Source organism: Janthinobacterium sp. GW822-FHT07H11 (assembly GCF_058798615.1).
The window spans coordinates 291,750-303,535 of the sequence record NZ_CM179507.1 but is presented as its reverse complement, the minus strand read 5'-3'; the positions used below and the strand labels follow the sequence as shown (position 1 = coordinate 303,535).

15 protein-coding genes are annotated in these 11,786 nt (G+C 61.9%); 8 read left to right on the top strand and 7 right to left on the bottom strand.

Annotation, left to right across the window (positions count from 1 at the left end; all coding sequences use genetic code 11):
* Positions 1-25 precede the first annotated feature (25 nt).
* From AC3RCJ_RS01305 to AC3RCJ_RS01280, 6 genes are all read left to right on the top strand, one after another.
* Positions 26-1,395 (top strand): IS3 family transposase gene (locus AC3RCJ_RS01305; protein ID WP_492965081.1). Its coding sequence is split into 2 segments (ribosomal slippage): positions 26-500 and positions 500-1,395, totalling 1,371 coding nucleotides; the frame shifts between segments, so codons are not numbered across the junction.
* Between the two features lie 127 nt (positions 1,396-1,522).
* A complete protein-coding gene (locus tag AC3RCJ_RS01300) occupies positions 1,523-1,792 on the top strand; it encodes a type II toxin-antitoxin system Phd/YefM family antitoxin (RefSeq protein ID WP_141171183.1) in 270 nt (89 codons plus the stop codon).
* On the top strand, positions 1,773-2,078 hold the full coding sequence (locus AC3RCJ_RS01295) for a Txe/YoeB family addiction module toxin (protein WP_492964162.1): 306 nt from the start codon (positions 1,773-1,775) through the stop codon (positions 2,076-2,078). Before AC3RCJ_RS01300 ends, AC3RCJ_RS01295 begins: the two co-directional genes overlap by 20 nt.
* A gap of 90 nt (positions 2,079-2,168) precedes the next feature.
* A complete protein-coding gene (gene ung, locus AC3RCJ_RS01290) occupies positions 2,169-2,837 on the top strand; it encodes a uracil-DNA glycosylase (protein WP_492964163.1) in 669 nt (222 codons plus the stop codon).
* Between the two features lie 105 nt (positions 2,838-2,942).
* On the top strand, positions 2,943-3,254 hold the full coding sequence (locus AC3RCJ_RS01285) for a type II toxin-antitoxin system TacA family antitoxin (protein WP_071650246.1): 312 nt from the start codon (positions 2,943-2,945) through the stop codon (positions 3,252-3,254).
* The gene (locus tag AC3RCJ_RS01280) at positions 3,229-3,711 is read left to right on the top strand and encodes a GNAT family N-acetyltransferase (RefSeq protein WP_492964164.1); all 483 of its coding nucleotides are present in this window, start codon (positions 3,229-3,231) and stop codon (positions 3,709-3,711) included. Before AC3RCJ_RS01285 ends, AC3RCJ_RS01280 begins: the two co-directional genes overlap by 26 nt.
* A 92-nt stretch (positions 3,712-3,803) precedes the next feature.
* Here AC3RCJ_RS01280 and AC3RCJ_RS01275 read toward each other — a convergent pair whose 3' ends face one another.
* The 4 genes from AC3RCJ_RS01275 to AC3RCJ_RS01260 all read right to left on the bottom strand — a co-directional run bounded on the left by AC3RCJ_RS01275 (position 3,804) and on the right by AC3RCJ_RS01260 (position 7,821).
* A complete protein-coding gene (locus AC3RCJ_RS01275) occupies positions 3,804-5,966 on the bottom strand; it encodes a TonB-dependent receptor (protein ID WP_492964165.1) in 2,163 nt (720 codons plus the stop codon).
* 92 nt (positions 5,967-6,058) lie between these two features.
* The gene (locus tag AC3RCJ_RS01270; RefSeq protein WP_492964166.1) at positions 6,059-6,397 is read right to left on the bottom strand and encodes a hypothetical protein; all 339 of its coding nucleotides are present in this window, start codon (positions 6,395-6,397) and stop codon (positions 6,059-6,061) included.
* A 67-nt stretch (positions 6,398-6,464) separates the two neighbouring features.
* The gene (locus tag AC3RCJ_RS01265) at positions 6,465-7,286 is read right to left on the bottom strand and encodes a helix-turn-helix transcriptional regulator (protein ID WP_492964167.1); all 822 of its coding nucleotides are present in this window, start codon (positions 7,284-7,286) and stop codon (positions 6,465-6,467) included.
* The gene (locus AC3RCJ_RS01260) at positions 7,276-7,821 is read right to left on the bottom strand and encodes a YbhB/YbcL family Raf kinase inhibitor-like protein (protein ID WP_492964168.1); all 546 of its coding nucleotides are present in this window, start codon (positions 7,819-7,821) and stop codon (positions 7,276-7,278) included. The genes AC3RCJ_RS01265 and AC3RCJ_RS01260 overlap by 11 nt, the downstream gene beginning before the upstream one ends.
* A 215-nt stretch (positions 7,822-8,036) precedes the next feature.
* On the opposite strand from AC3RCJ_RS01260, the gene AC3RCJ_RS01255 reads away from it, so the two are divergent.
* Positions 8,037-9,194 (top strand): PepSY-associated TM helix domain-containing protein, encoded by a 1,158-nt coding sequence (locus AC3RCJ_RS01255; RefSeq protein WP_492964169.1) that lies wholly within the window; start codon positions 8,037-8,039, stop codon positions 9,192-9,194.
* 103 nt (positions 9,195-9,297) lie between these two features.
* Complete coding sequence (locus AC3RCJ_RS01250; RefSeq protein WP_492964170.1) at positions 9,298-9,720, top strand: PaaI family thioesterase; 423 nt, start codon at positions 9,298-9,300, stop codon at positions 9,718-9,720.
* Between the two features lie 2 nt (positions 9,721-9,722).
* On the opposite strand, the gene AC3RCJ_RS01245 is transcribed toward AC3RCJ_RS01250, so the two are convergent.
* The 3 genes from AC3RCJ_RS01245 to AC3RCJ_RS01235 form a co-directional block, all read right to left on the bottom strand.
* The gene (locus AC3RCJ_RS01245) at positions 9,723-10,418 is read right to left on the bottom strand and encodes an anti-sigma factor (protein WP_492964171.1); all 696 of its coding nucleotides are present in this window, start codon (positions 10,416-10,418) and stop codon (positions 9,723-9,725) included.
* Positions 10,415-11,005: a sigma-70 family RNA polymerase sigma factor gene (locus AC3RCJ_RS01240; RefSeq protein ID WP_492964172.1), complete on the bottom strand. Its 591-nt coding sequence runs from the start codon at positions 11,003-11,005 to the stop codon at positions 10,415-10,417. The genes AC3RCJ_RS01245 and AC3RCJ_RS01240 overlap by 4 nt, the downstream gene beginning before the upstream one ends.
* Positions 11,006-11,223: 218 nt before the next feature.
* Positions 11,224-11,745: a peroxiredoxin family protein gene (locus AC3RCJ_RS01235; RefSeq protein ID WP_492964173.1), complete on the bottom strand. Its 522-nt coding sequence runs from the start codon at positions 11,743-11,745 to the stop codon at positions 11,224-11,226.
* Between the last annotated feature and the right edge of the window lie 41 nt (positions 11,746-11,786).

Below are 11,786 nucleotides of genomic sequence, written 5' to 3'. Positions count from 1 at the left end.
GGACACCAACTTTCGGGGTTTTTCTATGGCGAAGTACAGTACGCAGTTCAAACTGGATGTGCTCCAGCACTGCCTGCAGGGTGAGGCCGGCATCAAGGCCATCGCCACCGAGCATGGCCTGCACCCTTCGATGATCAAACATTGGCGCAATTTGTATGCTGCTCATGGACAGGCTGGCCTGGAGAAGAAGTTCACCCACTATCCGGTTGAGCGCAGATTACAGGTGTTGGAGCACATGTGGGCCAACCGGCTCTCCTATCGTCAGACCGCGGCGGTATTCAATATCCGCAGTCCCTCTTGCCTGCCTGTCTGGGAGCGCTGCTATCATAATGGTGGTATCGACGCCCTGATGCCGCGACAGCGCGGCAAACCCAAAAAAATGCCGACTTCTCAACCGCCCCAGCCTCAACCGCATATCGACGATGCAACCCGTAGCCGCGAAGAACTGCTCGCCGAGGTGAATTTCTTGCGCATGGAGAATGCCTATCTAAAAAAGTTAAAAGCCTTGGTTCAGCAGCAAGAACAGCGAACGACAGCGCGCAAAAAGCGCAAGTAGTTGGTGAGCTAAGGCAACAATTTCCGCTGGCGGACCTGCTCAAGCTCGCGGGGCTGCCGCGCAGCACCTTTTACTATCAGCAGAAGGTTGCGCAGGTAGCCGACAAGCATCAGGCACTCAAGCAACAAATTCGATCCATTTTTGCCCTTCATCAAGGGCGTTATGGATATCGACGCGTGACGCTTGCGATTCGGCAACTGGGCCGGCAAGTCAATCATAAGACTGTCCAACGGCAGATGGTGCAGCTCGGATTAAGGTCGCTGGTGCGTCCCAAGAAGTATCGCTCGTATCAAGGCGAGGTGGAGCAGGCGGCGGCGAATGTCTTACAGCGCCAGTTTCAGGCGCAGGCAGCCCATCAGAAGTGGGTGACGGACGTGACGGAGTTCAACGTCGCCGGCGAGAAGCTGTATCTGTCGCCGGTGATGGACCTGTACAACGGCGAAATCGTGGCGTTTGAAACGGCCAGGCGGCCCGTGTTCAAACTGGTGAGCTCGATGCTCGAGAAGGCGCTGGCCAAACTGACGGCGAAAGACAAGCCCATGCTGCACTCTGACCAGGGGTGGCAATATCGGATGCCGGCTTACCAGAAAATGCTGCGGGATAAGGGCGTCGCGCAAAGCATGTCCCGCCGGGGAAACTGCCTCGACAACGCGGCCATGGAAAGCTTCTTTGCCGTGCTCAAGACAGAGTTCTTCTACCTGAACAAGTTCAGCAGCGTCGACGAACTACAGCGCGGCATCAAACAGTACATCCACTACTATAATCACGAGCGTATCAAACTCAAGTTAAAAGGGCTGAGTCCTGTGCAATACAGAACCCAGCCCTTGGCCACCTGGTAAGCAAACTAAACCGTCCAACTATTTGGGGTCAGTTCATCAGCCGGGCGGTTTTTTTTGCCTGATTGAGGTGATGTACAACATCCTGTACAATTATTGGCATGTACTTTCCATGGAGCGGTGGCACGGCATGAATATCCTGACTTTCAGCGAGGCGCGCGCGGGCCTGAAAAGCGTGATGGACGACGTCTGCAACGACCACACGCCCACCGTGATCACGCGCGTGAATGGCGAACACGTGGTGATGCTGTCCTTGTCGGACTACAACAGCATCGAGGAAACCCTGTATTTGCTGGGCACGGCAAAGAATGCCAGCCGCCTGATGGCGTCCGTGGCGCAGATCAGGGCGGGCAAGGCGCAGCCACGGGCATTGGCGCGGCATGAAAAACCGGAAGACTGACAACAAGCAGCAGGCGCGCGCCGCCGTGCTGGCCTGGACCGATCATGCCTGGGAAGATTATTTGTTCTGGCAAGAGAGCGACCTGAAAATCCTGCAAAAAATCAATGACTTGCTCGATGCATGCCTGGCCGATCCATTCAAGGGCACGGGCAAGCCGGAACCGCTGAAAGGCGATTTGACGGGTTTCTGGTCGCGCCGCATCGACCGCCAGCGCCGGCTCGTGTATCTGCCCGACGCGGGCTGCATCTACGTGGCGGCCTGCCGTTATCACTATGACGACAAATAGGCATTGCCCAGCCGTACCGTAACGTGGTGCCGGACGTGACGCGGCTATACTGATCAATGATGTTTTAAAAACATGATTGACGGGGGAGCCATGGACGTACGCATCGACGCATCGTGGAAGGCGCGGCTGGAAGGGGAATTCGCCCAGCCCTACTGGGAACGCCTGGCCGCCTTCGTCAAGGCGGAATATGCGGCGGGACCGTGTTTCCCGCCGGGTAAATACATCTTCCGCGCCTTCGACCTGACGCCGTTCGAGCAAGTGAAAGTCGTGATCCTGGGGCAAGACCCGTACCACACGCCCGGCGCCGCCATGGGGCTGTGCTTTTCGATTCCCGAAGGCGCGCCGCCGCAGCCCAGCCTGCAGAATATCTTCAAGGAATTACACAGCGACGTGGGCGTGGCGCGTACGCGCACGGATTTGTCCGATTGGGCGCAGCAAGGCGTGTTCCTGCTCAACAGCGTGCTGACGGTGCGCGCGGGGGCGGCCGGCTCGCACGCGGCCAAGGGCTGGGAAAAGCTGACGGACAGCGCGATTCGCCAACTGTCCGCCGAGCGCGAACACCTGGTCTTTATCCTGTGGGGCGGCTATGCGCAAGCCAAGCGCACTTTGATCGACCCCGGCAAGCACCTGGTGCTGACGGCGCCGCATCCCTCTCCCTTGTCGGCCAGCAAAGGTTTCTTTGGCAGCAAGCCGTTCAGCCAGGCGAATGCGTATCTGCAGGCGCATGGCCATGCCGAAATCAACTGGGCTAATGAATAGTGGTGACATTTTGTCTCCATATTGGCTTGTTTTGTCTCCGTCCTGTGCTATGCTCATAGTGATATCCGACGACACCCGAACAAACCCGACGACACGAGCCCAATAATGAGTGTGACTGAAGAACGCGGCCGTATTACGGCCAGGGTTTCCGGCTCAATTGCCGAGAAACTTCAAGAAGCGGCTGAGCTGACCGGCGCTACCTTGAATCAATTCCTCGTGCAAGCTGCATTGGAAAAGGCGGAAATGATCATCGATCGCGAATACCTGATCCGCTATTCCCGCCGCGACGCCGCCATGATGATTGATTTGCTGGAAAACCCGCAGGGGCCGAATGCGGCTTTGACCAAGGCTTTTGAAAATTATGCACAGAAAGTAGAGAATGGCGTACTTCGTGACAGTACTGAAAGCAATACATGATGTAACAAGTTTTCATTGCGGCACAGCGGTACTCGATACGTGGTTGCAGACAACAGCAAGGCAGCATCAGCGGCATGGCGCATCGCGCACGTTCGTGCTGGTCGATGAAACTGATCCTACGGAAATTATTGGCTATTTCTCACTGGCGATTCGTAGCATGACCCCCAGGGAGGCTATTCCCGTCGCCATGATGAAGAAGTTGCCCAGCAACGTACCCGGCTTTACCTTGGCGCGGCTTGCTGTCGCGCAGCGGCATCAGCGTCGCGGCTTTGGCGCATTGTTGCTGGTAGCGGCCATGAAGCGCGTGCAATCGGCCGCAGCGGAGGTGGGTGGCTTTGCCCTGTTTGTCGATGCCAAAGAGCCGCAAGGCACGCAGTTTTATCAACAGTATGGTTTTACGCCTTTCCCCGATGATCCGCTGACCATGCTGCTACCCATCGCCGATATTCCCCATTAAAACAGCATCCCGATAGACGCCGCGAGATCGTTTCTCAACGGCAACCGACAGCGGCAGGCGTTGCTCCCTGCCGCTGTCTTCGCGCGTAACTTTTAGAAGCTTGTGGTCAGGCCGGCATAGAGGCTGCGGCGGGCGCCATACTGCGGCGCGCCCACGCCCACGCCGGAACCGTCGCGCAGCAGGTACGACTTGTCGAACAGGTTGATCAGGGCCAGCCGTCCTTCCACCTTGCCCACGGGCGTGTTCTTCCACGTGTGCGTGAGCGCCGTGTTGACGGTGAAGTAACTGGGCAAATGGCCGGAATTCGGTGCGCCGCCGTCCGGTGTCATGCGCAGGCCGCTGCCGTAGAGGAAGTCAGCGCTCACTTGCGAGTCGCCAAAGTGATAATGGCCGCCACCGGACAGCGTGTATTTCTGGTCATGATCGAGGTAGACATAGTGGCTACTGATGTAGTTCAACTCATCGGCGCCAAACAGGGCTTGCCCCGAATTGATGTTGCGTCCCTGCGCCTTTTGCGTGCTGGCGTTGAGGAACAGGCCCCAGTTTTTCTCGCTGTAGATGGCCGACAGTTCCAGGCCCTTGGCGTAGCCGTCCGCATAGTTGAAGGGCGTCAGGATCAGTGCCTGGCCGAACTGGCCTTCATCGAGCAGGTTGTTGATCTTTTTATAGTACACATCGGCCGTCACGGTCAGTTTTGCATTGACCTGGTGGCTGATGCCCACGTCATAGTAGTGCGTGCGCTCGGCCTTGACGTTGTCGGACTGGCCGATTTCCGGCGCATTCGTCGTGTTCGCGTACAGGTCGATGCTGGCTTGCGCGGCCAGTTCCTGCGGCGGCGGCGTGAAGTAGCGCGAATAGCCGGCGTGCAGGGCCGTGCCCGGCGCGATCTGGTACGCCAGGTTCACGCGCGGGCTCCATTGCTGCTCGTTCGTGTAGGCCGAGACCTTGTCGAAGCGGGCGCCGTAGTTCAGGGTCAAGGGCTTGCTGATATGCCATTCATCCTGCAGGTAGACACTGGCCAGGGTGCCCGTCTTGCCGCTGTTGTCCAGGATGCTGACCGGCGTGGTGGAGGTTTGCGCCCCGTCAATGGCGGGGAACACGGCCACCGTGTTGTCGCTGGTCGTCTTCTGGCGCGTGTAGGCCAGGCCCGCGCGCACGGTGTGGTCTTGGTGCAGCTTGTAGCTGATGTCGAACTGGGCGCCGGAAGCGCTGTTGGCGCGGCGCGCATCGGAGGCCACGCCGTTGTAGATCAGGTCGCCGATGGCGTCGGGCGTGAAGTGCAGTTCCGAATACTGGTGGAAGGCCGATACCTGGTAATTGACGTCGCCCAGGCTTTTTTGCAGCGACAGCACGAGAAAACGGTTCACTTCGCGCTGGTTTTCATTCAGCTGCGACGACGGCAGCGTGGACGTGCCCGCCTGCGCGTCGCTGTGGCCGGCCAAGCTGAATGCCGGCGCCTGGTCCGGGTTGTTCGGGATCTGGAAGCGGCCGTTATACGTGCCGAACATGGCGCCCAGGCGCGTGTTGTCATCGAGAAAATACGACAGGCTGCCGAACGATTTGTTCTGGCGCGTCTTGTCGTGCAGGGCGCTGCGCGTGGCCTGCGGGTTTTCCACGCCCAGCGCATTGCCCAGGTAGCTGCCGGACAGGTAGTAATTGAACTTGCCCACGCTGCCGAACAATTCGGCACTCGGCTCCACGTGGTCGTGGCTGCCCACCATGATGCCGATGCGTCCGCCAGGCGTCAGTCCGCCCTCCTTCGTTTCAATATCGACGATGCCGGCCGTGCGCAGGCCGAACTGGGCCGGCAAGGCGCCCGTCATGAAATCCGTCTTGTCGATCAAGCGCGTGTCGATCGACTGGCCGAAGCCGCTGATGCTTTCGGGTAACTGTACGCCATTGATGCGGTATTGCACGTTGGCATGGTCGTCGCGCACGTGCAGGGCGCCGGAACCCTTCGAATCCTGCGATATGCCAGGCAGGCGCAGCAGCACTTCATTGAACGGCGTGTTGTCGCCCTGGCCCAGCATGTCGACCATGTGGCTGTCGATGCTGTAGATGGTGGTGCCGACTTTCGGCGACAGTTCGATGCGCGCGCTTTTCAGATGGGCGGAGGTGACTTCGACCTTTTGCATTTCGGGCGGGGCCGCATCCGTCGCGGCGCTGGCTTCGGCAGGCTCGGCGGCGTGGGCGGAAAAGCTAAACAGGCTGGCAAGGGCGAGCGACAGCGCGCTCAGGCGTGGTGTGTGTTGCATGGTAAACCTCGAAAATAGTCAACGCCAGGCGGCCCGGCGCGCATCAAAGTGCGGCAAGGGGCAGCCTGAAAAGGATAAAAACGGCGTGGGAACTACAGCGAGGCGGCAGGCGGGCCGCGCACGGGCGGCAGGACGAGGGCGGCGACGGGCGCCAGGGTGGCGGGCGCGAGGGCCAGCAAGCGGTACGGCAGTAACTGGGCGGGCGGCTCGGCGATGGCCGGCGGCACGGCGATGTCGGCCACCTTGTCGATGACCGTGGCGCACAGCGCGCACTCTTCCGCGTCGAGCGTCGTCTTGTGCAGGTGCGAGGCGGCCGTCGACAGCAGGAACACGAGGGCCAGCGCGCTGAACAGGGCCACGCACAGCTGCCACGGCGTGCGCGCGAGGGCGGACGCCGGGGTAGGCTTGCGGGTGGGCTGGCGGGAAGACATGGGCGCATAGTAGCAAGAAAATCGCCGCCTTGTCAGCGCTTGTTGCGTCATTTGCGCCAGCGCGGCCTTACAAGGTGGCGCGCAGCTCGCGCGGCGACAGGCCGTAATGCTGGCGGAAGCGGGCCGCGAAGCGCGAGGGCGAGGCATAGCCGCAGGCGGCGGCGATGTCTCCGATGGGCAAGATTCCAGATTGCAATTCCTGCAAGGCCAGGCCCAGCCGCACGTCTTCCAGGATGGCGCGGAAATGGCGCTGTTCCAGGGCCAGCTGGCGGCGCAGGGTCGAGGCGCCCAGGTGCAGATGGCTGGCGACCTTGGCCACGCTCCAGTCGGCGCCCGGGTCCAGCAGCAGCGCTTGCTGCACGCGCGCGGCCAGCGGATCGCGGCGGTCCAGCAGCAGCGGGCCGCAATGGCCGCCCAGTGCCAGGGCCAGCAGCAAGCCTTCCGCCTGGTGCGCCAGCAGCGCGGGCGGTGTGCTGCCCGCCAGGCTGGCCGTCAGCTGGTCCCAGGCCAGCGCCGCATGTACGTCGAGCGGCACGCACAGGCTGGCCGTGGCCGCCTGGCGCAGCTGGGTATCGACGAGGCCGCCATGGCGCGCGCGGAAACGGGCGATCAGGGCCGGCGAAAAACTCAGCACTTCCGCCCGGTAACCCTGCGCGCCGGGCAGGTTGGCCACGCCCAGTTCCTGTCCCGCCGGCATCAGCACCACGTCGTGCGTGCCGGCATGGGCCTGGCGCGCGCCCCATTCCAGCAGTTTCGTTCCCTGCCGTACGCGGCACAGGGCGCTCTGGAAGACGGGCACGCGGCGCAGGGTTTGCGCGCGGCGCACCTCGATGGTGCCGTGGGCGATGCGCAGCTCGCTCAGGGCCACCGCTTCCATGTCATCGGCCATACAGTCCCGTCAGCTGCGCCTTGCCCAGCGCGTTCGCGTTGAGCATGTAGCCGAGCATGGCGCCGCTAGTCTGTTGATCCAATGGCAATTTTTCCGTTTTTAGCGCCCACACGGTGATCTGGTAGCGGTGGGCCTTGTCGCCCGGTGGCGGGCAGGCGCCGCCGTAGGCGCTGTCGCCGTAATCGTTGCGTCCTTGCACGGCGCCGGTCGGCAAGGTGGACGTTGTCGTTCCCGCAGGCAAGGACGTGGTGCTGGTCGGCACATTGAACACGCTCCAGTGCCACCAGCCGCTGCCCGTGGGCGCGTCCGGGTCGTACACGGTGATGGCGTAGCTTTTGGTGCCGGCCGGCGCGTTGCTCCACGACAATTGCGGTGACAGGTTGCCGCCCGTGCAGCCGAAACCCTGGAATACTTGCGCGGAAGCCAGGGTCTGGCCGGGGGCGATGTCGGTGCTGGTCACCGTGAAATCGGCGGCGTGGGCGCCCAGGTGAAGGGCGAGGCCCAAGGTGGCGGCGAGGAGACGGGAGGCTGTCATAATTTTCCTTTCGATAAGTATAGGGGAAAGTGTATGCCGCGCAACATGACCACGCGATGCCGATGCGCTCGCTGATGGTGCCGGAACGCTCGTTTTTACCCGATGCCGGCGTTGCCATGAGCGTGTTGTGTGGTCTGCCGCTTTCTGGCCGCGCATGATTTTCTCTGCGGAGCTTTCATGCTATCGTTCCGCAGCCCAAATTTCCCAAAGTTTCCATGTCCCGACGCCCGATCCAATGGTTGCTCAGCAAACTGCACCTGTACGTGGGCCTGTGGTTCGGCGCCCTGTTCGTCCTGCTGGGCTTGACGGGTTCCGCCATCGCCTGGATGCCGGAACTCGACGCGTATCTGAATCCGAATTTGTTGCAGGCGAGCACGCCCGCGCCCGGCCAGGTGTTCCAGGTGACGCCGCGCACGCTGCAGGCGGTGGTGGATGGGCTCGCGGCCGACCCCGCCTACGGCAAGCCGAGCCAGCTCAATCCGCCCGCCGATGCGCGCGACGTGTACGTGGCCTCGTACCGCCAGGCGGGAAAGCCGTCCCTCTTCAGCCAGGCCATCGTGCGCCAGGTGATGGTCGACCCCTACACCTTGCAAGTCAAAGGCGAGCGCGACTGGGGCCGCTTCGGCCTCACGCGCCCATTGCTGATGTCGGGCATGTTTCATTTGCACCGCTATCTATTGTCCGGCGACGTGGGCAAGACCATCACGGGTATCTCGGGCGTGGCCCTGCTGCTGATGGCCCTGAGCGGCATCTACCTGTGGTGGCCGCGCCTGCAGTGGACGGCGATCAAGCGCGCCCTGACCGTGTCGCATGGCGGCTCCTGGCCCCGTTTTAACTACACCTTGCACAAGGCGGCGGGCTTCTTTGCCGCGCCCGTGCTGGCCGTGATCGCCTTTTCCGGCATCTATTTCAATTTGCCGCAATTGATCGTGCCCCTGGTGGAACTCGTGTCGACGGTGCCGGACACGGCAAAATTGAAAAATGTGGCCCGGGACGGCGCCGTGCTTGATGCGGGCCAGGCCATGGCCGCCGCGCAGCAGCTGTATCCGCAGGCGCGCGTGTCGCGCATCGTGCTGCCGGGCAAGAAGGACCAGCCGTATGACGTGCGCGTGCGCCAGCCCGGCGAAATCGCCCACGGCGACGGCGCCACGCGCATCACCCTCGATGCGCGCAGCGGCTTGCCCCTGCGCATACGCGATCCCTTGCGGGCGCCGGCCGGCGACGTTTTCCTGGGCTGGCAATTTCCCCTGCATACGGGCCAGGCGTTTGGCGTGGCCGGGCGCGCCTTCATTACCGTCTTCGGTTTGATGCCGCTGCTGTTCCTGCTGACGGGCACCCTGGTGTGGTGGAAACGGCGGCGCGGCCGGAAATAAGCGGCCGCCAAACCGTTGCCGGGAAAATTGCTATCATCATAGTATTTTCCGGCAGCCTTGCCGCTGTCCGGCATGACCACGACAACAAGGAAAAGCAGAGACCATGAGCAATCCCGAGATCACCGTAGCAATGTTGAATGAACGCGGCACGGGCCGCCTGCCCGGCCACCTGGGCATCGTCATTACGGCCGTGGGCGACGGCCAGCTGACGGCGGAATTGCCCGTCTTGCCGCATTTGCTGGCGCCGAACGGCTATCTGCACGCGGGCAGCGTGGTGACCCTGGCCGACACGGCGTCCGGCTATGGCTGCATCGTCAACCTGCCCGAGGGCGCCAACAATTTCACGACCATCGAACTGAAATCGAACCACCTGGGCACGGCCCGCGAAGGCACGCTCACCTGCACGGCCAAGGTCGAGCACAAGGGCCGCAACACGCAGGTGTGGGATGCCGTGGTGAAAAGCAAGGAAACGGGCAAGACCATTGCCCTGTTCCGCTGCACGCAGATGATTCTGTATCCTAAGTAAGACTATATTTTTACCCAGTTACCCTTGTAGAGAACCGGCCCCGTCGGTCCATCCGGATTCGGCGAACCGCCTTTCGGCTCCAGGGTAACGGCCAGCAAGGCCACGTCGTTGCCGATGGCGCGCCGGGACAGGGCCAGTTTTATATTGCCCTTGTCGGCGAGTAAACCCAGGGAGCGCGGGTTGCCGCTCTTCGGCACGGCCCACAGTTCCAGGTCGCGGTCGGCAGGCACGGGCGCGTTGCCCACCATGCGTACCTCGAGCGCGCCGTGGCGGCTGTCGGCCGTCAGCAGCAGGGCCGTTTGCGCTTTCTCGTCCGTCAGGCTGGCCACATGGCTGATCTGCGGCGCGTCCATCACGCGCGTGGCCACGACGATCACCAGCAGCGCGGCGATGGCGCTCGAGGCCATGCCCAGGCCGCGCCAGAACGACAGCGAGTCGCCGAACAAGGACCAGCCGCCCTGCGGCGCCAGGTGCAGGCGCTGCTCGATCTGTTGCCACACGCGTTTGGGCGGCGCCACGGGCGTGGCGAATTCCGCCATCGGTTCCAGGCGCTGGCGCCATTCGTCCGTGATATTGCGCAAGTCGGCGTCGTTGTGCAGCCAGCCTTCGAAACGCCGCCGCGCGCCCCCTTTCAGGGTGCCCAGCACGTATTCGGCCGCCAGTTTCTGGCGCAGCGCGTCATTGCCGCGGATATTCATGATGCCTCCCGTTTTGCCAGGCACGTGCGCAGCCGTTCCAGGCTGCGGCGTATCCACGTCTTCACGGTGCCGATCGGCAGCGACATCTGCTGCGCCACTTCGCTGTGCGACAGGTCGTGATAGAAGGCCAGGGCGACCACCTGCCGGTGCAGCCCTTCCAGGGCCGACATGCAAAACGCCAGCGCCTTGGCGTCACCGCTCAGCTGCAGCGATTCGATCGGCGTGGCCTGGGGGTCCCGCAGTGCATTCATGACTTCGCTATCAAACTGTTCGGCATCGATTTCCACGGTATCGTCGCTGCGCCGCAGCACATCGAACGCCTTGTTGCGCACGATGGTGGCCATCCAGGTCATCGGCGCGGCCAGATGGCTCTGGTAAGCGGCGGCATTGTTCCAGATGGCGACGAACCCCTCTTGCAAGGCTTCTTCAGCGAGCTCTTGCTTATGCAATATACGCAGGGTGTAGCCAAATAGTTTCGATGATGTGGAGTTATATAGCTGGCGGAACGCCGTGGCGTCCTTGTTCCCGGTGGCAAGCAGCCAGGCTTTGAGTTGCTGCGGGTCGAGCGATTGAGCGGCTGGGGACACGGCTGGCCTTCACAAGGTGAATGGAATCACGCCTGGGAAGGTTATAACGGTTTGGCAACACTTGGCAACAGGGTTTTGTGCCGTGTTCTCCTCGCCTTCAACGCCTCACAGAAGCGTAGCGAGCGAAAGTGAGTTGCGGCAGAGAAGCGGAACTGTGCTTGAGCACAGTGAGCATCGCAGGCTGCAAATCGCGACGCGCAGTAGCTTATGTGAGACGTTTAACCGGCGATGGCCGTTTCGAGTAGTTTATGCAGTTCGGCAAATTCCGGCTTGCCCACGTAGCGCTTGAGGATCTTGCCCTGCTTGTCGAGCACGAAGGTGGTGGGCGTGAGCGCCACGTCGCCGTAGGCCTTGGCCGCCTCGCCCGTCACGTCGAGCGCCACCTTGAACGGCAGCTGGCGCGTTTCGGCGAAGTTCAGCACGTAGTTGGCCGGATCGTATTTCATGGCCACGGCCACGAATTCCAGTCCCTGCCCCTTGTACTTGTTGTAGGTGTCGATCATGTCCGGCATTTCCGCCACGCAAGTCGTGCACGAGGTGGCCCAGAAATTGACCATGACCACCTTGCCGCGCAGGCTGGCCGAGGTGATCTTCTCGCCATGGATGCCGTGGAAGGTCACGTCCGGCGCGCTTTGCTTGTCGTTCAGCGACAGATAGCCGGCCGCCGCCACGCCCGCCACGAAGACGGCAATGAGGGCTGGCTTGATCCAGGACTTGCTTGCGGAGGGCGAAGTTGACATGGTTTTTAATAGAGTAGCGCTACGATGCGTCCATTATAGAC